At 62.6% G+C, this 21,272-nt stretch carries 14 protein-coding genes; 2 read left to right on the top strand and 12 right to left on the bottom strand.

Annotation, left to right across the window (positions count from 1 at the left end):
• Window positions 1-5 precede the first annotated feature (5 nt).
• A complete protein-coding gene (locus tag ACTIFK_RS08240; protein ID WP_439542579.1) occupies window positions 6-5,699 on the bottom strand; it encodes a beta strand repeat-containing protein in 5,694 nt (1,897 codons plus the stop codon).
• Window positions 5,700-6,281: 582 nt separating this feature from the next.
• On the opposite strand from ACTIFK_RS08240, the gene ACTIFK_RS08245 reads away from it, so the two are divergent.
• On the top strand, window positions 6,282-7,154 hold the full coding sequence (locus ACTIFK_RS08245; protein ID WP_439542580.1) for a hypothetical protein: 873 nt from the start codon (window positions 6,282-6,284) through the stop codon (window positions 7,152-7,154).
• A gap of 289 nt (window positions 7,155-7,443) precedes the next feature.
• Here the strand turns inward: ACTIFK_RS08245 and ACTIFK_RS08250 are convergent, their stop codons facing one another.
• From ACTIFK_RS08250 to ACTIFK_RS08270, 5 genes are all read right to left on the bottom strand, one after another.
• Window positions 7,444-10,599: an efflux RND transporter permease subunit gene (locus tag ACTIFK_RS08250; RefSeq protein WP_439542581.1), complete on the bottom strand. Its 3,156-nt coding sequence runs from the start codon at window positions 10,597-10,599 to the stop codon at window positions 7,444-7,446.
• Window positions 10,596-12,050, bottom strand: coding sequence for an efflux RND transporter periplasmic adaptor subunit (locus ACTIFK_RS08255; protein WP_439542582.1), 1,455 nt, complete (start codon window positions 12,048-12,050; stop codon window positions 10,596-10,598). Before ACTIFK_RS08255 ends, ACTIFK_RS08250 begins: the two co-directional genes overlap by 4 nt.
• Complete coding sequence (locus ACTIFK_RS08260) at window positions 12,047-12,442, bottom strand: FixH family protein (protein ID WP_439542583.1); 396 nt, start codon at window positions 12,440-12,442, stop codon at window positions 12,047-12,049. The genes ACTIFK_RS08255 and ACTIFK_RS08260 overlap by 4 nt, the downstream gene beginning before the upstream one ends.
• Before the next feature lie 106 nt (window positions 12,443-12,548).
• Window positions 12,549-12,914 (bottom strand): hypothetical protein, encoded by a 366-nt coding sequence (locus tag ACTIFK_RS08265; RefSeq protein ID WP_439542584.1) that lies wholly within the window; start codon window positions 12,912-12,914, stop codon window positions 12,549-12,551.
• A 252-nt stretch (window positions 12,915-13,166) separates the two neighbouring features.
• A complete protein-coding gene (locus tag ACTIFK_RS08270; RefSeq protein ID WP_439542585.1) occupies window positions 13,167-13,319 on the bottom strand; it encodes a hypothetical protein in 153 nt (50 codons plus the stop codon).
• 578 nt (window positions 13,320-13,897) lie between these two features.
• Between ACTIFK_RS08270 and ACTIFK_RS08275 the strand changes: the two genes are divergently transcribed.
• Window positions 13,898-15,217 (top strand): tyrosine-type recombinase/integrase, encoded by a 1,320-nt coding sequence (locus tag ACTIFK_RS08275; protein ID WP_439542586.1) that lies wholly within the window; start codon window positions 13,898-13,900, stop codon window positions 15,215-15,217.
• Here the strand turns inward: ACTIFK_RS08275 and ACTIFK_RS08280 are convergent.
• The 6 genes from ACTIFK_RS08280 to ACTIFK_RS08305 form a co-directional block, all read right to left on the bottom strand.
• A complete protein-coding gene (locus ACTIFK_RS08280) occupies window positions 15,169-15,378 on the bottom strand; it encodes a hypothetical protein (protein ID WP_439542587.1) in 210 nt (69 codons plus the stop codon). The genes ACTIFK_RS08275 and ACTIFK_RS08280 overlap by 49 nt on opposite strands.
• Window positions 15,365-15,844, bottom strand: coding sequence for a hypothetical protein (locus tag ACTIFK_RS08285; RefSeq protein ID WP_439542588.1), 480 nt, complete (start codon window positions 15,842-15,844; stop codon window positions 15,365-15,367). Before ACTIFK_RS08285 ends, ACTIFK_RS08280 begins: the two co-directional genes overlap by 14 nt.
• Before the next feature lie 146 nt (window positions 15,845-15,990).
• Window positions 15,991-16,182, bottom strand: coding sequence for a hypothetical protein (locus ACTIFK_RS08290; RefSeq protein WP_439542589.1), 192 nt, complete (start codon window positions 16,180-16,182; stop codon window positions 15,991-15,993).
• A 722-nt stretch (window positions 16,183-16,904) separates the two neighbouring features.
• Window positions 16,905-17,591 carry a helix-turn-helix domain-containing protein gene (locus ACTIFK_RS08295; protein WP_439542590.1) on the bottom strand — a complete coding sequence of 229 codons (687 nt, stop codon included), beginning with the start codon at window positions 17,589-17,591 and terminating at the stop codon, window positions 16,905-16,907.
• 739 nt (window positions 17,592-18,330) lie between these two features.
• Window positions 18,331-19,191, bottom strand: a complete 861-nt coding sequence (locus ACTIFK_RS08300; protein WP_439542591.1) for a phospholipase D-like domain-containing protein — start codon at window positions 19,189-19,191, stop codon at window positions 18,331-18,333.
• Window positions 19,192-19,195: 4 nt separating this feature from the next.
• Window positions 19,196-21,241: a hypothetical protein gene (locus ACTIFK_RS08305; RefSeq protein ID WP_439542592.1), complete on the bottom strand. Its 2,046-nt coding sequence runs from the start codon at window positions 21,239-21,241 to the stop codon at window positions 19,196-19,198.
• Window positions 21,242-21,272: the final 31 nt, after the last annotated feature.

Below are 21,272 nucleotides of genomic sequence, written 5' to 3' on the forward strand. Positions count from 1 at the left end.
CGCGCTTACGAGACCGCGGCCTCGAGCGCCGCGATCTGCGCGGGCGTCATGCTGGCGATCTGCGTTTCCGTGAAGGCGGAGGCCTGCACGCCGTTGAGGGCCTCGATCGTCGTGGTGGTCAAGCCGCTGATGGCCGTTGCCGTGAGCGCAGAGATCTGCGTGGTCGTAAAGCCGGCCACCTGGTTGGTGGAAAGCGAGGCGATGACGCTCGGCGCCATGCTGTTGAGCTGCTGCGTCGACAGCGCGCCGATTTGGGCGGACGACAGTGCGCCGAGCTGAGATGCGCTCAGCGTAGCCAGCATCGAGGTCGTCATGTTGACGATCTGCGAGGCATCGAATGAGGCGATTTGCGTCTGAGTGAGCGCGGCGATCTGCGTCGGTGTCAGCGCGCGGATTTGGACGCGCAGGAGCCCTTCGAGCTGAGCAGGGCTTAGCGAGGAGATCTCGGTCGCGGTCATGGCGCGGATCTGGGTCGAATCCATTGCCGCGATCTGCGTGGCTCTCAGCCCGGCGAACTGCGTTTCGGTCAAGGCGCCGAGTCGCGTCTCGTTCAGCCCCGCAAGTGCCGACGTTGCGATCGCGCCGATTTGCGTCGAAGAGAACGCGCCAAGCTGCGTGGTGGTCAGGCTGGCGAGCTGCGTCGCCGTCAGGCCGCCAATTCCGGTCCTGGACAAAAGGCCGACCTGGGTGGTCGTCAGGCTCTCGATCTGGACTGGCGTGAGTGCGGCGATCCCCGTCGCGGAGAGACCTGAGAACTGCGTGGTCGTGAGCGCAGCCAATTGCGCGCTGGTGAGACCTGCGATCGCCGTGCTGGAGAGCGCGGCGATCTGCGTCGCGCGCACGCTTGCCATTTGATCGCTGGTGAGCGCCGAGATCTGTGCGTTGCTGAGACCGGCGATGGCGCTGGTCGAGAGCGCGCCGATCTGCGCCATGCTAAGCGCGCGCAGTTGTACGGTGCCGAGGGAGGAGATGGCGGTCGCGGTGAGCCCGTAGAGCGATTCCGGCGCAAGCGCCTGAAGTTGCCGCGTCGTGAGTGCGCCGATCTGGGGCGAGCTGAGCGCGCCGATTTGTGCCGCGCTGAGGCCGCTGAGCTGCGTGGTTGTCAGCGCGGTAAAGCGCGCGCTGGAGAGAGCGTTGATCGTCGTCGTGGACAGGCCGCCGATCTGAGCCGGATCGAGAGCGGCGAACTGGGACGTCGTGAGCGCTTCGACCTGCGCGGCGCTGAGGCCGGCAAGCCCCGAGGGAGAGAGCGCCTTGACCTGGCTCGTCGCCAATGCGCCGAGCTGCGTCGTCGTCAAGCTCGCGAGCTGCGTTGAGGTCAGTCGGTTGAGGGCGGCTGGCGTCAGAACGCGGATCTGGTCCGTGGTTAGGCTGGCGAGCTGACTGATGGAGAGCGCGCCGATGCCTGTCGTCGAAATTGCGCTGAATTGCGTGGTCGTGAGCGCGGCGAGCTCGCTCGCCGAAAGGCCGGCGAGCGCGGTCGGCGAGAGCGCGCCGATTTGCGACGGCGTCAGGCTTGTGAGTTGGGCCGTCGAAAGTGCGCCGATCTGCGTTGCGCTCAAGCCTCCGATCGCGGCCATCGAGAGAGAACGGAGGCCGGTCGTCGACAGGGCCGCGAGTTGGTCCGCGGTCAGGTCTGCCGCATGCTCGGCGGTCAGGCCCGCGAGTTGCGAAATGGTGAGCTGGGCGATCTGCGCCGGCGTGAGGCTCTTCACCTGGTCCACGGTGAGACCCTGGATCTGCGCGGCGGTGAGCGCACCGAACTGGGCCGTGCTCAGGCCCGACAATTGCTCGGTCGAAAGGCCGGCGATGGCGCTCGGCTTCAAGGCCGCGAGTTGCGTCGGTGTGAGCGCGGCGAGCTGCGTCGACGTCAGGGTGCCGCTTTGCACGTCCGTGAGGCCGCCAAGCGCGGCGGCCGAGAGCGAAGCCAGACGATCCGGCGACTGGCTTGCGAGCTGCGCCGTGGTGAGAGCCGCAACCTGCCGCGCGGTCAGGCCGCGCAATTGCCCGGTGGACAAGGCTGACAGTTGATCGGTGGTGAGTGCCGACACAGCGGCGGAAGACAGGCCGGCAATCTGCGTCGATGAAAGCGTTGCGAGTTGACCGGTCGTGACGGCGGCGATCTGCAGTTCGCCGAGGCTGCCGAGCTGCGCAGCCGTCAGACCGCGAAGCTGGTTGGTGGTCAAAGCGGCGAGGGTCGTGGTCGAAAGGCCGGCGATGGCGGAGGTCGATAGGCCGCCGATCTGCCGTGAGCTCAAGGCCGCGAGTTCGTTTGAGGTGAAGTTCGAAACCTGGGCGGCGGTCAGTCCCGCCAACTGCTCCGTCGAGAGCAGCGTCAGCCGGTCCGGGCCGAAGGCGCTGAGCTGCGCGTTGGACAGTGCCCCAAGTTGCGTCGCGGTCAGGCCGCGAAAATGCTTGTCGTCGAGCACGGCGAGGCTGGCCGTGTCGAGGGCTGCCAACGCGCTCGGGGTGATGCCGGCGAGCTGTGTCGACGTGAGGCTTGCGAGCAGCGTGGTGGAGAGCCGGGAGATCCGTGTCTCGTCGAGTGCGCCAAGCTGGACGGCCGTGAGCCCGTCCGCCTGACGGGTGGTGAGCATATCCAGCTGCGACTCGGTCAGACCGGCGATTGCGGACGTCGATAGCGCGCCGATCTGGACGGGTTCGAGTGCAGAGAAATGGCTGGCCGGGAGGCTTGCGATTTGCGTCGCGGTGAGGCCGCGCAACTGCGTCGTCGTGAGGCTGGCGAACTGCGAGGTCGAGAGCGCCTCGATCTGCGTCGGATCGAGCGCCGCCACCTGCGCGGCCCTCAGCGCGCGCAACTGGACGCTCGTAAGCGAGGTGATCTGTTCGGAGCCGAGCGCCCCGATGACGCTGGGCGAGATGCCCACGATCTGCAGCGTCGTCCAGCGCGCCATCTGCTCGGGCGAGAACGCGCCGATCTGCGCGGCATCGAGCGCGCCGAGCTGGGCGGCGGTGAGGCCGGCGAGTTGTGTCGACGAGAGCGACTGCAGCGCCGTGGCGGAAAGCCCGGCGACGGCGACCGAGGAAAGCGCGGAGATCTGCGTTGCCGACAGCGCCGCAAGCTGCCCGGCGCTGAGCGAGACGACCTGATACTCGGAAAGCACGCGGATCTGGGTCGTCGTCAGGCCGGAGAAGAAGTTCTGCGAGAGCTGCATCATCTCGTCGATACCGAGGCCGCTGAGCCCGTCGGCCGAGAGCGCGCCGATCTGGGTCACGGACATGGCCGCGAGCTGGGTCGGCGTCAGCGCTGAGATTTGCGTATTGCCGAGCCCGGCAATGGCGCGCGTGGACAGGGCCGCGATCTGCGTTTCGGAAAGGGCCTCGATCTGAGTGTCGTGCAGCGCTGCGGCATGAACGGCGGAGAGGCCCGCGATCTGGGTCGTCGTGAGTTGCGCGATGTTCTGGACGGAAAGTCCCGCGATGGCGGTTCTCGACAGCGCGCCGAGCTGGGTCGCCGACAAAGCGTTGACTTGCGACGCCGCCAGCGCCTCCACATGCTCCTCGGTCAGCACGCGCATCTGCGTCACGGTCAGCGCGCCGATCTGCTCAGGCGAAAGCGAGGCGACGGTTTCGGGCGAGAGGCCGAGTATGCCGTTGGCGGACAACGCCGCGATCTGGCTCGGGGACAGGCTGGCGACCTGCGTTTGTGAAAGCGCCGCCACTTGGGTGGCGTTGAGCCCCGCCAAGCCGCTGGTCGACAGCGCGGCGATCTGCGTTGCGTCGAGCGCCTGGATCTGCGTCTCGCTGAGACCGCGCACCTGGGCCGCCTTGAGGGCGTTGATTTGGCTGGCCGACAGCGCAGCGATATTATTGGCTTCGAGCCCGGCGACGGCCGTACCCGAAAGGCTCGCCAGCTGCGCCTCCGTCAGGGCGCCGAGCTGGCTTGCCGAAAGAGCTGCGAGCTGCGTGTCGCGCAGGCCCACAAGCGTCTTGGCGCCAAGCGCGCCGATCTGCGCGGTCGTGAGCGCCGCGATCTGGCCTGTCGAGAGCAGTCCGATCTTCGCCGCGGTGAAACCGCTGATCTGCGTTGGCGTCAGCGCCGAGATCTCGGCCGGCGACAGGGCGTTGATAAGCGTCGCGCTCAGGCTTGCGATTTGGGCGGGTGACAGTGCCCCGATCTGCGACGCGCCGAGATTTTGGAACGTCGTGACCGTCAAGCGCCCGATCTGCGCGACCGAAAGGTCCTGCGCCCTGAGCCCGGCATTTCCATTGGCAACGAGCGCCTCGACCTGGGTCGCCGTCAGCGATCTCACCTGCAGCGTGCTGAAGCTCTCGAGCTGCGCGGGCGTAAGCGCTGTGATCAGGCTCGTCGTTACGGCGGCGATCTGGCCCGGCTTCAATCCGCGGAGCTGCGCCGTCGTAAGGGCCGTGATCTCGGATTGCGACAGGCGGTTGAGCGATGTCGACGTCAGGGAGCCGAGCTGCGTGGCGCTCAAGCCCAGGAGCTGCGCCGTGCTGAGGTTGTCGAATGCCGTGGTCGTGAGCCCGGCGAGCTGCGAGGCCGAGAAGCTCGACGGCGACAAGGCCTGGAGCGCCGTGGTCGTCATGGCCGAGAGCTGGGGCGCCTTGAGCCCCGAGATCTGCGTCGCCGTGAGGGAGGCGAGCTGCGATGGGTTGAAGTTGGCGAGCGTCGTCTCAGTCGCGCCGGAGATCTGGCGCCCGGTGAGCCCGCCCATCTGCGTCGTGGTGAGCGCGCGCAGAACGGAGGCCGGCAGATTGTTGATCGTCGTCGTCGAGAGCGCGGAGATCTGCGTCGGCTGCAACTGCGCGAATTGCGTCGCGGTCAGGGTGTCGATGGCGGTGGCGGAGAGGCGGGCAAGCTGCGTTGTCGTAAAGTTGGAAGCCTGCAACGCGCGGATGGACGCCGCCGGCAGAGCATCGATCTGGGTTGCGGTCAGCCCGCGCATCTGCGTGCCCGTGAGGGCTCCGAGTTGGGTCGCGGTGAGGTTGCCCAGCAACACGGGCGAGACGCCTGAGAGCTGCCGCGCGCTGAGGCCGCCGATCTGGGTGACCGTCAAACCTCTCACCTCGTCCGGAGACAGAAGGTTGAGCGCGGTCACGGACAGGGCTGCAATCTGCGCCGGCGACAGCGACGAGATTTGCGTCGAGGTAAGGGTGTCGAACGCTGTCGTGGTGAGGCGCGAGATCTGCGTGGACGTAAAATCCGATGCGTCCAGCGCCTGCAGCAGACTGGGCGGCATGGCGTTGAGGCGCGCAGGCGTGAAGCTTTGCACTTGCGTCGACGTCAGGCTCGCGATCTGGGTCGCCGTGAACTTCTCGATCGTCTCGCTTGAAAGCCCTGCGATCTGCGTCGCGGAAATGGCGCGAAGCTGCTCAGGCGAAAGCCGCTGGATGTCCGCGGCGGAGAGGGAATTGAGCTGCGTAATGGAGAGCGCCAGCATTTGGCGCGCTGTGATCGCGTCGAGGTCGTCGGCGACGAGCACTTCGAACAGGGCGAGACTGAGCTTGTTGAGGCTGACCGGCGAAATTGCCGACACGGAGGTCGCGGTCAAGGCTTCGATGTTGGTCGTGGAGAGGCTGTTGAGCTGTGTCGCCTTGATCGCCCCGGCTTGCGTGGACGTCAGCGCCTCCATGTCGGAGGTGTTCGCGTCGCGGAATGCAGACTGCGAAAGGCGCGCAATGAGCGCAGCCGGAAGGCCCGAGAAAATTGATGTCATAGCCTCGCTACCACCGGTCTCGTCTCAGAAGCGAACGATGCGCCAAAGCCGCCCCAGGCGGGTCCAGATCGCCACAGCCAGTCCTTTGAACCTCAAGTGGAATCAGGCGCAGTGTCAAACCCGAGCGGCCTGCGGCGTTCTCAGGCCAAGAGATAGCTGGGGATAAGGCGCAGATGCCGCGTTCGGCGCGCCTTCGATATCGGCAGTGTAAATACCATTTGGCGCGTCACGCGCGACGCGGAAGCGCGTGACGCATTCGCTGCAGCCGGCAACGGAAGCTGCGGCTCGATCTTCGCCGAGAATGTACGATCAGCCGCGAACAGCGCAAATCGCTCTCGCGCCGCCGCGTCCGCTAAGAGCCAGAAACTGACATTGATCCGGTAAACATCCGACCAGACGCGATGACGGGTCCGTCACAGAAGCGGCCATTTAAAGGTGCTCGAATTGAAGTTCTCGATGTGCTGTTGTGTGACGGTCGGTATCGCAGGTTGAGCGGTCGTCGGTCGTCGGTCGACGAGGAGCACGCGGACAAACTTCGGTCTTCACCTAAGCTGTAACCACACCGCCCGAGGAGCCGATCAGATGCCGTTGCACAGGCTGTCCGAGGACGAGCTGCGCTCACACTGCAAGCGCATCGTCGAGGCGCTCGAGCTCTGGCTGCGACGGCTGATCCACGTAAACCTGTCAGAAACGTACGGCAGCGACTACTTGCACGCCATCAAGTCGAACGGCGTAGACCGCGTCATCCGAACCGACATCGCGAAAAGACTGGAGGACGCCGTTGCCCGCGAGCCCGCGCGCTACTCACGGCCGATAGATGCTGCCCTGCTCGACGATGAGATCGATATCGTCTGCAACCCCGAACTCTACAGGGCGCATTTCGCGCAGGCTCTCGGCGTCACCTACCCGTCCAGCCAGGAGTTGCGCGCTGTACTCTCTCGCCTCGTCACGCCAAGGAACTCGCTCTACCACGCAAACCCGATTTCCCACCACGACGCTTACCGTATCTTCTGCTACGCCCACGACGTAATCGGCGAGGTCCAGAAGTACTTTGCGAGGAGAAACATGGACCGTCAGTTCAACGCGCCGTCCATCATCCGCATCTCCGATTCCCGCGGCGACGCGCGGCACTTTCCGGTCGACGACAAGATGGGTTCAGCGATGATGGACCTCTCTCAGGACCCTGCCGCGATCCTGTATAGTGGCGACACGATCTCCGTCGAGGTCGAGGTCGACGCCGCCTTCGACCCGGAGGAGTACAGCATCCGTTGGATGCTTTCTAACATTGGCGGCGAGATCGGCACGGGATCGAAATTCACGCTCGAGTTGACGGACCGCCACGTATCGACCCGGCTATGCATCGTCTGTCGGATCGACTCCAAGTCGCCCTGGCACCGGTTTGGGACGCACGACGACCAGGGGGAGATCGCGTATCGAGTTCTCCCGCGGCCTTAACACGCGCCGACGCGAGAGGCTGCCGAATCTTTAATCGAGCGTCCCCAAGTGGAAATGTCCGCTTCCTTGGCTAACAGAAGAAGCCATTGATCTGATCGCTGCGCTGAGTCCGCCCAACGTGACGTCGCCTTTACTCGGAAATGCGGATGCTGATAGCCGTCGCCACGAGATTTCAAAGAGGTCTGCGTTGGGTAGTTTCGGACCGCGCGGGCTCGACTTCGTCTGCTAAGGGTCACAAGCGGACGGGATCCCCGCCTGGCCGAGCTTCGTTATCGGCAACCTGCAGACATTAAGACGCCGCCGGAACCGTCTGGTTCGCCTGCGCCGCCTCCTTTCGATCGAGCTGCCACCCCTTCGCCACGGCATAGATCGCCGGGATGACCACCAGTGTCAGCAGCGTCGAAGAGACCATGCCGCCGATCATCGGCACGGCGATCCGCTGCATGACTTCCGATCCCGTGCCCGTGCTCCACAGGATGGGAAGCAGGCCGGCCATGATCGCGACCACCGTCATCATCTTGGGCCGCACGCGCTCGACAGCGCCGAACATGATCGCGTCGTAGAGATCGTCACGCGTGTAGGCCCGGCCGTCGCGCCTGCACTTGGCCTTGGCGTCTTCCACCGCGTGATCGAGGTAGATGAGCATCACCACACCGGTCTCGGCGGCTACGCCTGCGAGCGCGATGAACCCGACCGCCACGGCAACCGACAGGTTGAACCCCAGCCACCAGACCATCCACATGCCGCCGACGAGCGCGAACGGCAGGGAGAGCATGACGATCAGGGTTTCCGTGAGCCGGCCGAAGTTGAGGTAGAGCAGCAGGAAGATGATCATCAGCGTGACCGGCACCACCAGTTTCAGCCGCGCTTCCGCCCGTTCCAGGTACTCGAACTGCCCGCTCCAGACGAGATAGGTGCCGGTCGGCAATTTGACGTTCTCAGTCACCGCCTTCCGGGCAGCGGCGATATAGCCGCCGAGATCGCGATCACGGATGTCGACGAAGACGTAGGTCGCGAGCTTGGCATTTTCGGTTCTGATGCTGGTGGCGCCCTGCGTGCGCCGGATGTCGGCCACTTCGCCAAGGGGCACAGTGCCGCCGCCGGGCAGCGACACCAGCACATCCTTGGCAATGGATTGCGGATCCGAACGCAAGTCGCGCGGATAGCGGATGGCGACGGTGTACCGCTCGCGGCCTTCAACCGTGGTCGTGATCGGTTCCGCGCCGAGCGCCATCGCGACAACGTCCTGGACGTCCGAAACCATCAGGCCATAACGTGCCAGGCGCTCGCGGTTGGGCACGATCTCCAGATAGTAGCCGCCGACCACGCGCTCGGCGTAGGCACTCGAAGTCCCTGGAACCGACTTAAGGACCGTTTCGACCTCGCGCGCGACTTTCTCCATGGCAGAGAGGTCCGTGCCGATCACCTTCACGCCGACCGGCGTGCGGATGCCGGTCGAGAGCATGTCGATACGTGCCTTGATGGGCATGGTCCAGGCATTGGACACGCCGGGGAACTGCAGCGCCTTGTCCATTTCCTGGATCAGGCTGTCCGTCGTGACGCCGGGACGCCACTCCACTTTGGGCTTGAGGTTGATGACGGTCTCGAACATCTCGATCGGCGCCGGATCGGTTGCGGTCTGTGCCCGGCCGGCCTTGCCGTAGACGGAAGCGACCTCCGGAAACGACTTGATGATGCGGTCCTGTGTCTGCAGCAACTCCGCCGATTTGGTGACCGACAACCCCGGCAGGGTTGTCGGCATGTACATCAGCGTTCCCTCATCGAGGTTTGGCATGAATTCGCTGCCGACCTGCGTCGCGGGCCAGACGGAAATGCCCAGCACGGCAATGGCAATCGCAATCGTGAGCGTCTTGGCCTTCAGCACGCCGCGGATCACCGGGCGGTAGATCGCGATCAGCGCCCGGTTGAGCGGGTTTTTGGCCTCGGGAATGATGTGGCCGCGCACGAACAGGATCATCAGGGCCGGCACGAGCGTCACCGACAGCAGCGCCGCCGCTGCCATCGCGAACGTCTTGGTGAACGCGAGCGGAGCAAACAGGCGACCCTCCTGAGCCTCCAAAGTAAAGATCGGCAGGAAGGAGACCGTGATGACAAGCAGCGAGAAAAACAGCGCTGGACCAACCTCCGCCGCCGCTTCGATCAGAATTTCGGTTCTGGGTTTGTCGGGTGGAGCGCGTTCCAGATGCTTGTGAGCGTTCTCGATCATGACGATGGCCGCGTCGATCATGGCGCCGATGGCGATCGCGATGCCGCCGAGACTCATGATGTTGGAGCCGATCCCCAGCATCCGCATGGCGAGGAACGCAAGCAGGATGCCGACCGGCAGCATAAGGATGGCGACCAGCGCGCTGCGCACGTGCAACAGGAACACGATGCAGACCAGCGCAACGATGATGCTTTCCTCGATCAGCGTGGTCTTGAGCGTGGCGATGGCGCGATGGATCAGTTCGGATCGGTCATAAACCGGCACGATCTCCGTGCCCTCGGGAAGTGCCGGCGCAATCTCCTTCAGCTTCTCCTTGATGTTCTCGATGACAGTCAGCGCATTGGCGCCGGAGCGTTGCAAGGCAATGCCGCTCACCACCTCGCCGTCGCCGTTCAATTCCGTGATGCCGCGCCGTTCGTCGCCGGCCAGTTCCACCCGGGCGACGTCCTTCAGAAGCACCGGCGTGCCCCCGTCGGCCTTCACCACGATGCGTTCGAGATCGGGAATGCCGTTGAGGTAACCCCGCCCGCGCACCATGAACTCGTGCTCGGCAAGCTCCAGTGTTCTTCCGCCGACATCCATGTTGTTGCCGCGGATGACCTCGCGGATCTTGCCCAGCGGGATGCCGAGACTGCGCAGGCGGCCAGGATCGACGACGACGGTATACTGCTTGACGAAACCTCCCACGCTGGCGACCTCGGCGACGCCTTCGGCTTTGGAGAGACCGAAGCGGATCTCCCAGTCTTGCAGCGAGCGCAGAGCCGCGAGGGATTTGTCTTTGCCGAGCACGGCGTACTGGTAGACCCAGCCAATGCCGCTCGCATCTGGTCCGAGGGTCGGCGTGACGCCGGACGGCAGCCGCTTTGCCGCCGCGTTGAGGTATTCGAGCACGCGCGAGCGGGCCCAATAGATGTCGGTGCCGTCCTCGAAGATCACATAGACGAACGACACGCCGAAGAATGAGAATCCGCGCACGACTTTCGATCGCGGTACGGTCAGCATCGACGTGGTCAGCGGATAAGTGACCTGGTCCTCGACGACCTGCGGTGCCTGCCCCGGAAACTCGGTGTAGACGATGACCTGGGTGTCCGAGAGGTCGGGGATGGCATCGAGCGGAAGCGTCCGGACGGCCCACACCCCTGCAACGACCGCGAACGCTGTGGCAAGAAGCACCAGAACGAGATTTCGCGCCGACCACGCGATCAGCCTGGCGATCATGGCGTGACCTCCGGGCCAACAGGCTCGGAGAACGCCTTCAACGCGGCCTGCAGATTGCTTTCCGCATCGATGAGGAAGTTCCCGTTGACGACGACGCGGTCGCCGTCGACGACACCGTCAACGATTTCCGCATAGCCATCTCCGCGCCTTGCAATTTTCACGACGCGAGGCTCGAACCGGCCTTCGCCGCGTTCGATGAGAACGACCTGACGGGACCCGCTGTCGATCACCGCGCTGACCGGAACCGCAAGAACATCTCTGTTTGCACCCGTTTCGATCGCCACCTCGCCGTACATGTCGGGCAAGAGCGCAAGGTCGGCGTTGGCAAGCTCGATGCGCACACGTGCGGTTCGGGTCTCTTTCATCAGGTGCGGATAGATGACGGTGACCGTGCCGGTGAAGGTGCGGCCAGGTCTCGCACGCATCGTGACGGTCACGTCCTGTCCAGGCGCCACCGCGTCGATGTCGCCCTCCGCCACGTCGGCCATCATCCAAACCGACGTATGGTCGGCGATGCGGAAGAGCACGTCGCCAGCCTTGAATGCCTGACCGTCCACGACGTTGCGCTCCAGCACGATGCCGGTCATCGGGGCTCGAAACACCACGTTGTCCGGTACGCGCTTCGTGCGCAGGATTTCGTCGATGAACTCCTGCGGCGCGTCGAGATTGGCAAGCCGCCGGCTGGCGCCGATAACGCGCTCGCCGTCGTATCGCGCGCCCTGAGCCGTGAAGGGCTCGTCATCCTTCTGCCGCGAAAAGCTCTGCTCCACCACGAGACGCGCGCCCTGATTGAGCAACTCCTGGCCAAACACGGTGGCAAGCTCGTCGCCTTGCTTGAGGTGGGTGCCCGTCGTCGGAGGACCAACCTTGATGACATAGCCGTCGAAACGCGGTGCGACGACCATGATGCGCCGTTCATCGAGCTGAACCACGCCGGGTGCTTTGATCGTGCGCGTGATGGCGCGCTTGCCGACCAGCGCGGTTTCGACGCCGGTGCGCTGCAGCTTTCCGGGCGAGACATTCACGGACCCGTCGTCGGTGTCCTCGCCCTCGTAAACAGGGATGTAATCCATCCCCATCGAGTCCTTCTTCGGCGCCCGCGACGTGTCAGGCAGCCCCATCGGATTGCGGTAGTATTTGATCTTGCGTTCGGCCGGGCTCGCGTCAGCCGCTGGTTTCGTATCGAAGCTCACATCTTCGCTTGCGAGCACGGCGACATAGTCGCGGCCGGCATCGGTTTTGCGTGGCGCACTCGCATAAAACGGCCGCCCGTCCGGATCGCGGTAATAGATGACGGGGCCGGACGGTTTGCTCTTGCTGGCCGTTTCCATCGCCGCGGGCGTGCCGCCCCACGGAACACCGACCAGTCCCAGCTGTCCGGCCCACACGCCGGCTCCTGCCGCGGCGGCGATGGCCGCGACGGTTGCTATACCCTTGATGATCGAGGTCATGGCAGCGCCTTGAGGATGAGTTTGCTCTCGACGGTCCCGTCTTCGCCCTGCACCTTCGCGCCGAGCGACAAGGCCCAGTGTCCGGCCATCGTCAGGTCGGTCTTGAAGCGATAGATGCTGGTCTCCGTGGATGCGACCGGCTCAAGTGGGGCGGTCATCGCCGCCATCTTGTCGGGGCCCATGTCGAGACGCTTGGCGAAGATCACCGCGTCGGGAATGGCTCGGCCCGAAGGCTTGTGCACGAGCTTGACCGCGATGACGGCCTCGCCCTGTTTCAGCTCCTTGTCGACGAGCTGGAATTCATAGTCCGTGATGTCCGCCAGAGCCGAAGTAAAGCTGGCGACGAGCAGCGCGGCGCTCATGGCAGCCGCCCGCAACGATGTGCGTGTCATTGATCCGATCTCCTATGCCGTGAACCACCGCGACGTCCTCAAGGACCGACGCGAGTGCGAGCCGCGGCACATGCCGCAGCCGTTTCAGACGCCCGAAGGGCGCGGTTCAGGCGCTGGGAGGTCGGAGAAGAGGCGGGACGAGCGTGCCCGCGGCCACCGGCGACAATGCCGGCATGATGCGGGATGCTGAGGTGGCCACGCCGATGTGTCCGCCGGTGAGCGGCGGCACGAGCTGTTGGAAGCACTTCACCATGCACGTGCTCATGTCCGGGCAACCCTTCTGCGGGCAGTCCGGACAGGGCTTGGGAGCTGACGGATTGTGGCAAGGCATGTCTTGAGCCGCGGATGGGGTGTGGGATTTCCCCGCCATCGCCAAGGCATAGGTATTGCTCAGCGGCATAGCCACCAGAGCCCCGAGCATGGCGACCATGCCGAGGAGCACAAACCAGCGATGGTACAAGCGCGTCTTCACGCCGGAACCCTGCCATAGCCGCGGCGCCTGAGCAATGTTAACCCCGTCGGCGCGCCGCGGCAGAGTGAATTCCTGGTTATGACGCTCACGCCGTTCCCGCCAGGTTTGGCGCGCGTCCGCTCGGTACCGTGGACTCGGGCGAGGTCGCCTGCGGATGAGTTAACAGGCTGGACCAGCGCACGAGCTCCGGCAGCAGCGTCAGGTTCAGCACGGTTGGCGTGAGCAGTCCGCCGAGCACGGCGATGACAGCGCTTAAACTTCGGCCAGCTTGAGGAGGACGGCCAAAAGCAAATTGAAGGCCACTATGACCCAGTAGCCGCTGACGGGCTCCGCATTGCTCCGCTGCTGCGTGGGCGCGTCCAACGCGTCCTCGCGGACAACGTAGAGGATGGCACTGAGCAGCACGTAGACGTCTCCCCATACGCACGCAAAACCGCGCAGAGCGCAGATTGCGCGATCGACCTGAAAGCAGCCTGACAAGGAGAGATGGGCCGCCTCAGGGATGAGAAGGCGAGCGTGTGACGTCCGCACTCTGAGCCGGACAGACGTCGCGAAATGGCCAGAGCAATCGCCCGTCCTACCCGCCGCTGCACGTCCGCTTCCTCGTCGACGCGCCCTTGCAAGAATAGGACTTGAGTGCATCGAACTGCGTGCGCCTCAGAGCGGCACCGCCCATCGGCTGAACCGACCAATTCGCTCGCGCGTCCGCGAACGCGAGGCAGCGTGCGGACCGAAGGCAGGTCAAGCTTGGCGAAGTCCGGTGTCCGGCATGATTTGCAGCGCCTAAAAATCTCAACATGCCGTAATGAAATCAATGACGTATCGCGTGACGAAGGACGCGGGTCGATGCCCGTAGTGTTAACGCGATCTTAGACCTCTCGTAAACTTCAAGCTATTGAATTAATTAAGAAACGCCGCGATCGTTGCTAGTGACTGTACACTCTTGTATTCCAAATTGGGGTACAAATCGGGGTACAGATCGAATGGCAAAGCGGAAATTTGAGCCTCAGAACAGGGGCGGCGTCTGGTATCTCGTCCGCCGCGTTCCGAAGGAATACGCCGCCTTCGATCAGCGGCGCTTCGTCAAGCTCACGACCGGAATTCGCGTCATGGACGATCCGCGAGGAGCGCGAGCGTCGCGCGCCGTCGATCATCTCAACAACGTGCTCGAACGGGAATGGCTCGATCTGAGCGAAGGCCGCGACCCTAAGCGCCGAGGCTTCAGCAGCGCTCGCGCGACCGCTTCCAGCCTTGGGCTTGCTTACGCCACAGAGGCCGAACTTGCGGCTGGACCACTGGAGGAAATCCTGCGCCGGATCGAGCTTCTGGAGCGCGTCAAGGGCGTGGAGAACGAGACGCTTCAGCATGCCGTCTTGGGCTTCGCGGATCGTCCCCAGATGCGGCTGTCGGACCTGCTCGAAGCCTTCGAGGAAGCGCAGGCGGCAATCCTAACCACAATGTCGGAGGGCCAGCGCAAGCGGTGGCGCATGAACAAGGCGCGCGCGATCAAAGTTGCCATTTCCGTGCTCGGCGACAAGTCACTGCTTCAGCTCACGCGAGACGACGGCATCGCGTTTCGGCGTTTCTTCCAGAAGCGAATTGTGAACCGTGAGATAGCAATCAACTCGGCGAACATCGAGATGGGGCATTTCACCAAGATGCTGCGGACGGTCGAGATCGAAAGCCAGCTCGGCATTCCGGTCGAAGCGTTTGCTAGCCTCTATATCGAAGGCGGCGAACGGCAGCAACGATCGCCGTTCGAGAGGGGGTTCATTCAGGGCAAGATTTTGGCAGAAAGCGCCCTTGATGGGCTGAAGCCCGAAGCGCGCTGTATCGTCTACATGATGGTGGACACCGGGATGCGTCCGAGCGAGATCATCAACCTACTGCCGCAGCACATCCATCTCGATGCGCCCGTTCCCTACGTCTCGATCCTGCCGGAAGGGCGGCGACTGAAGACGAAGCATTCGGAGCGAGACATGCCTCTCGTCGGTTGCTCGCTGGCGGCCATGCGAGCCCAGCCGAACGGCTTCCCGAGTTACCTAGGGCAAGAGGATCAGGCGTCCGAAGAGATCAACGATTACCTCGCGGCGGCGAAGCTCCGGCCGACGCCGAAGCATTCGCTCTATAGCCTACGGCATTCCTTCGAGGATCGGCTGACGACGCTCGATCCGCCGGACAAGATCATCGGCCGCTTCATGGGCCATAAGCAATCTCGCGAGCGCTACGGCGACGGCCCGACGCTTGAGCACCTTCACGGCTGGATCAGCCGGATCGCCTTGGTGCCGCCTGCGCGGCTGTAGTTTTCCAAGACGCGCCGGGCCAGCGCCACCGGGCTTTCCCGGCGGGCGTTCTCTGCCTCTGTGTTGAGGCGTTGGAGGAGTAGCGCGCCGCGCCCCTCTTGTCGCAAGGTGATATAGGCCGCGATGGCAAGGGCGCGCTCGATACGATCAGACTGGTGCATCGGACGCCTCGATCGCTGAAGCCGGGACGCCATGCACGAGCTCCAGCTCGACTATCCGAGCCCGAAGCCCGCGCGAGATCGCGAGCAGATCGATGATCGCGCTTTGATACGCCCGCGTGGCCGCCGTTTCCCTTTCCAGCCGGGCCTTGCCCGATTCCAGCTCCGTCATGAGCCACACGCGCGCGTCAGCGTCCTTGCTCTCGCGCGTCTCAAGCGCTTCCTTGGCCGCGCGAAGTCCGTCGATCGTCCCGGCCGCCGCCTTGCGGACTTCGGTCTGGAACGACGCCCGGACGGCAACCGCGTCGCGCTTATACTTGTCCGCCTTCGCGGCTCGATTCTTCAGGCGTTCGTTTTCCAACCAGCAACGGAAGGGCTCGTCGTCGCATCCGAATTGCTTCGCGAGCGCCGTCAGCTCGTGCCGGTACGGCAGCAGCCTCCGCGTAACCCGGCGGAGGTGCCGGATCATCGATGCGGACCGCCGCGTAAATGTGTTGGATACTACGTCGGCCACAATACTCACATTGGTGCTCGTGTCAGAAATTGTCGCGCGAACTTTGTTCGCCCCTCCTTTGGCGGCGCGCGGCCACGGCCGCGCGCCGTATTGTTGCGGCCTTACTCCCAAGGTAACGTCGCCGCGTTTTCGCGCGCCTGGATGCGCGCCTCTAGGACTTTAGAGCGCTTCTCCAGGCGCTCCACTCGTTTTTTCAGTTTCGCGACTTCTCTGCTGATGGCGCGGCCTTTGGGCTCGACCTCGTCGGCATCGCGGCCCATTTTCGCGTTCTCCCGGATCGTGAGCTGAGCCATTTCGGTTTGGTCGAGCTTTGTGGTTGGCGGCTGGCCCGTTGCATGGCACCGATCCGCGTCATTCGGGTTGTGCGAAAGAATTGCTGTCATCGTCGTCTCTCCGTGACTGAAATCATGCGTGCCGGTCTTTCAGCTTGTTCGGCCTCAGCTCGGCGTTAAGCGAGCGGACCCGCACGCCGTGGGTCGCGACGCCAAGCGTGCGAGGGACGGGACCGTCGACGATTTCGAGGATCGTCTTGGCGCTGGTTGAGGGCGCTGTCCGCCTACGACGCGTCCCGCGCGAGCACCTCGACAGCGGCGACCGATTTCAACGCGCAGCGGGGGCGCGGATGGTTCAAAGCGGTAGTCGGTCTTCAGGTAGTGATCGACGATCTTGGTTGCAAACGCAACGAGCGAAGGTCCGCTCTGCATCGTAGTTCCCTCCCTTTGTCCGCATCATTGCGTCCACGTTGCAAGAAATACAATCGCAGTAGTATAAAACGCAATCAAAAAAACTTGTCGATCTTTAAATTGTACGCCTTGACCTTTCGCAAGGTCACGGGTACGCGCGCACGTACACGCGCAGGCGCGGTTTAGATTTATTTCTATTAGATAGATAATAAGGGGATTTAGTCCCTTGACGGATATCTAATCAGGGCGGCTACCGCCGCCTGAGACCGTCAGAGATGATACAATTGGACTAATCTGAGTTAGTTGGAACAGCGCGCGCGAGAGGAGGCGGCCTAAACTCTCAGCCTGATCAAGCTCGTGACGACAGCCAAGACTTTCACGTCATTGGGCCAGCCCGTAGAATTACCCTTGATGACCTCTCCGGCCGGATCATTGTCGAGCGGACGAAGTTCTCTCTGTGGGAGGTGCACAATTCGAAGCGACGTTTCCGTCAGGTCGCTCCGCTCCCGTTGGACCACAACCACAGTCCCGTCGTCGATCGGCATGACGCCCTTTTCAAAAACCGGGAGATCAATCGCCAAGACGAGCGAAATTGTTCGGGTTTCTTCTGGGCGGATCAAATACGCCTGCTGAGGCAGGTTCGCGTATCGGGCATCGGGAGCGATCGGGAGCGTCGCCGGGTAGTCGGGCGGGGTTGAGCGCCCGCGCCATATCCCGCTCTGGCAAACGCCTCGAACCGCCAGGCCGTTCGGTTGCACCGTTGCCCTAGGCGCGGCGATCTTGCGGTTGGCCCTGGCGTCGCTCGCCCGGGCAAACTCCTGGTGGCCCAGCAGATATTCCGGGTCGCAGTCGAGAGCCTTCGCGACCTGATCAAGCTTGCCTTCGCGGATCGTTTTCTTTCGTCCGATCAGGATGTCGTTGATGTAACCACGCTCTAGGCCAACCTCTTTTGCCAAGGTGATCGGGCTTTTTCCTAGTAGCCCAACCCGCTGGTTCACGCGGTCGCGAAGCATCTTCATGATCCGGCCCTATGTTTCCGTTGTATATAGTGAGACTTACGAAGATGTTCTCGTCGCATGCGTAATTGTATCAATCCGCGCACGAATTGTAAATTGGCAATCCCATTTACGGTATTGACTTTAGCTGCTGTCGCGAAATACCAACTTGTGGCGAGGGATCGTTGTGCGATAGTTGGAAATTGATCAATGCCGATGGAGCCGACGCTACGGCGTAACTTTTTAAAATTGTTCGCCGAATATCACCGTCGTTCCGGTGGGGCCCGACCTACTTTATCGAGCAAAGTGTCAGGGGACGCCCGTTTTTACGCCAAGTTAGCTGATGGGGTGTGCCTGTTCACGGCTCAACGCTACGACCTCTGCCGAGAAAGCGGACACGGCGTGAACAACCATGGAAGAGTGCAGTTCTCGTTGGTCATCGTCTGCTCATCGCCCGAGAACAGACTACGACGTGTTAAATTCAGGAACGGCTGTTGCTGGCAGGTGGGGCGGCGCTACTAGATCCAAAGATCGCCGATGAGCTCTGACCCCGGCTTGATACCCCATGCAGGCGGTCGCATGTGCGGGTGCAGGCACCGCAGAACAACTGCCGCTCCGTGGCGTACACATCATCGACTCCACTTCGTCGGCAACGGCCCCTATGCGCTCTTGAAGCGGCAGATATCTCTCGTCGCACTCATCAATCACGGCAGCCGCCTTGAACTCAAGGCCCTTGGCCAGATTCAATTCTCCAGAATATTGGCTAAACCCACGGCTTGCAAATACCGATAATCGCTTCAACGAGTGCAGCGACAGGCTTAGCGCCCGGCCCTCGGACGACGACTCCGCATTCCATTGAATAGTCTCGGGAAGCGCGCGTCATGTTTGATGAACCGACGTAAGCTTTGTCGTCGTCGGCAAGCATTATTTTGGCGTGGAAAGATTCATATCCAAGCTGCCGGACGGCACGGTCGTGCTCGATGTCGTATCTCAGGACCGTAACGCTTCTACTATAGAGCGATGCATTATGCCTCCGCAACAAAAGCTCATCCTCTGCGTCGCGGCCACGAATGATCAGAATGCGCTGGATCGGATGCTTCGCCGTGGCATCGAACAAGCTCTCCACCCAATCCATACCCTCCTTATCGATGAAAGGACTCGCAATCACGAAACGCCGGCGTGCTTGGCTGGCAAGCTCGGCGAGGCTGTCCGTCGTGTGATAAAGACCGGCCCACGAGAAGCCGCCCTTGGGCAAGCGTTCCATCAAGCGGGAGGGATGGGCGGGCGGGCTGAGGGTGATCTCCACCGAATTCGAGTCTCTATGCCGGTACTTCGCGTAGGAAGCGCCTCTAAGCACCGCAGCGTGACGCAACGCGTCTTCCCGTGAGATCGCGAGGCTAACGCCGTCCTGCGATCGACTTATAGCGCCCGCGCCTATGAGCGCTTCCAACAGGTCTCGGAATCGCTGAGGCGAGAGGTTTGCAACTCCCCGCATGTCGTCCAGGAGGCCGGCGCGCACAATGGAAACCTGCGCGGTGGCAAGCTGTTGCAATAGCAATGCGGCCCCGCGCGTATCGAAGGAAACGGCATCAAGCAACGCCTCTTCGGGCAAATCGATCTTCATGCAATCACGGAATTCTGAAAAAGCCTGTCAGTCGGGAACGATCGATGTCCCAGCTCGGCGGTTCGCCGCCGTTCAGGGCAGCGCGGCTAAGCAGGTTGTTGGATGCAATACAAGAGACGTCCGGCGCCATAATGCACGCCGGACAGGCGCCGCCGCGTTGATCGCAGAGTGACCCGCCGTCGCACTTCAGCGCGCGATCCCACAGTAAGCGATCGAGGACTGTCTGGCCGTGGTTGCGCCACATCGCCGATAGATTTCCGAGATCGGGCGTCATGCCCTTCCGATAGACAAGGAAGGACAGGTCAGCCGGGAAAACATACTCGCCGATAGATCCGTGATCGAGGCCCGAGAACTCCACAACGGCATGGGCGAAGTGATGAGCCATCGTATGGAGCAGCATGTACACATAGCTCGGAATTGTTCTTAGCGCGCGACTGTCCGCTGTCCTTTCGCGGTACTGCTCAAGGAAGCGACCGAAATCCTCGTACTGCTCGATCAGCAATCCTCCTAGCTGCATACCGTCCCGGGGAGGCAATTGGTCGTTTATCCCGTTCGCCTGCAGCCAACGGATAACGCGCGCCTCATTGAGCTTCAAATAGAACCCTTCGTTCTTCTGCTGGAGGAGGTAGATCGGCCGCTTGTTCCTTTCTGCGTGAGTGAACGCCCGAAGTCTTACGGGCATCTGGCGTTCCTTGACTTCCGTTACCGGTGTTGAGCTCACCCGCGTATAGCCGAAGCTGAATTCGCATATCTCAAGGCCGCGAAGGAGCACCAATTCATCAAGCCCGGTCTGCAAGAGTCTCTGGTCGACGGCAGCGCTGTAGGCGCTTCGCGCGGCCGCATCGTTCTTGTCGATGTCGCATACGTCGGGGTTCGTGACGGATATTGCGGGGAGAGTGGGATCAGAGCCCTGTCTTTCGACCTGTTCGCTGCGAAGCGATGCGTGCTCTATGCCGAGCCGTATTGGATTATACCGGCGCGCCCAATCCTGATTGGCCTCCACTTGCGCCCGCAGAGCGGTCGACTCCCGATGCTGTCTTGCGACCAAGCCCGCGACCTCATATTTCGCGCGCTTTTCAGCGAGCGAACTCTCCTGATCGGGTTTCAACGCGTCGGGAATGAGATTGAGAATTTGCACAAGCGCCTCGTATTCGCGGCACTCGGCTTGTCGGCCGTTCTTTCTTAGCTGCCTGATCACTTCTTGATGGTCGAGTGCTGTCCCTGGAAAATTGTAGATCTTCATCAGTCGGGCAATGAGGTCTTCGCGCCGCGCGGCAGCCAGCAAGGCGATGACGTCCGCATCGCGGAACAGGATGAAGCTGTCTTTCTGGGCGTAGAACACGGAAGACGCGCGGTACGAGACCGGCAACATGTTCCATTCTTTAGGGAGGTTGCCTTCGCCCCGGTCCATGCGCGGCTTCAGAAGCTCGAGCGTTTCACGGTCCGCCTGTACGAGTTCCTTTGCCGACAGGCACTTCGCGCACTGGAAGCGCCAGTCGCTAAAGAACGGCGACCCTTTGGTGATGAGCTTGTATTCGTCGTGATTGCAGTTCTGGCATTTCCGCAGCTTGTCCACGCGGCCGTCCGGGGCCATCACGTAGCGGTAAGGGCTCAGGCCGCTGTAATTACCGGACCAGTGGGCAAAGATGACATCGACCTGCCGCCAGTTGTGCCGTTTGGGCGAAGTGGACGGACAGTCCTCACGCTTTTCGGTTTTTGCCCAGTTTTGCTTGAGATCCTGCGTCCCGTCAAATTCCTGCAAAAGCCCGCAGTCGCTGCAGACGAATACAAGGGGATCGGGGACGAATCCGATTCGGCTTGGCTGGCAAAGAACGAACTGACCGGGATCGGCCACGGGTTCGTTCTTGTGATTGAGGAAGGCGCCATCGACGCACTGTTGGGGGAGTACGGCAGGCGCCGCGCGCGAGCGCATGGCCCGGTCGAACCAGCTTTCGACAAAGTCCTGCAAATGGTCGAACAGCTGCTTTTGCACGGCTGCGGACGGCAAAACGGCGGGTGCGGACAGCGGAACGGAGACGCAGCAGCCCATTCCTCCTTCATAAGTAAACAGTGCCCCCGGC

Source organism: Hyphomicrobium sp. (genome assembly GCF_051860585.1).
Lineage (GTDB): Bacteria > Pseudomonadota > Alphaproteobacteria > Rhizobiales > Hyphomicrobiaceae > Hyphomicrobium_C.

Bases quoted from the DNA above. Each gene is read 5' to 3' on its own strand.
- ACTIFK_RS08240 (WP_439542579.1), bottom strand. From the start codon at position 5,699: ATGACATCAATTTTCTCGGGCCTTCCGGCTGCGCTCATTGCGCGCCTT.
- ACTIFK_RS08245 (WP_439542580.1), top strand. From the start codon at position 6,282: ATGCCGTTGCACAGGCTGTCCGAGGACGAGCTGCGCTCACACTGCAAG.
- ACTIFK_RS08250 (WP_439542581.1), bottom strand. From the start codon at position 10,599: ATGATCGCCAGGCTGATCGCGTGGTCGGCGCGAAATCTCGTTCTGGTG.
- ACTIFK_RS08255 (WP_439542582.1), bottom strand. From the start codon at position 12,050: ATGACCTCGATCATCAAGGGTATAGCAACCGTCGCGGCCATCGCCGCC.
- ACTIFK_RS08260 (WP_439542583.1), bottom strand. From the start codon at position 12,442: ATGACACGCACATCGTTGCGGGCGGCTGCCATGAGCGCCGCGCTGCTC.
- ACTIFK_RS08275 (WP_439542586.1), top strand. From the start codon at position 13,898: ATGGCAAAGCGGAAATTTGAGCCTCAGAACAGGGGCGGCGTCTGGTAT.
- ACTIFK_RS08280 (WP_439542587.1), bottom strand. From the start codon at position 15,378: ATGCACCAGTCTGATCGTATCGAGCGCGCCCTTGCCATCGCGGCCTAT.
- ACTIFK_RS08285 (WP_439542588.1), bottom strand. From the start codon at position 15,844: ATGATCCGGCACCTCCGCCGGGTTACGCGGAGGCTGCTGCCGTACCGG.
- ACTIFK_RS08290 (WP_439542589.1), bottom strand. From the start codon at position 16,182: ATGGCTCAGCTCACGATCCGGGAGAACGCGAAAATGGGCCGCGATGCC.
- ACTIFK_RS08295 (WP_439542590.1), bottom strand. From the start codon at position 17,591: ATGAAGATGCTTCGCGACCGCGTGAACCAGCGGGTTGGGCTACTAGGA.
- ACTIFK_RS08300 (WP_439542591.1), bottom strand. From the start codon at position 19,191: ATGAAGATCGATTTGCCCGAAGAGGCGTTGCTTGATGCCGTTTCCTTC.
- ACTIFK_RS08305 (WP_439542592.1), bottom strand. From the start codon at position 21,241: ATGGGCTGCTGCGTCTCCGTTCCGCTGTCCGCACCCGCCGTTTTGCCG.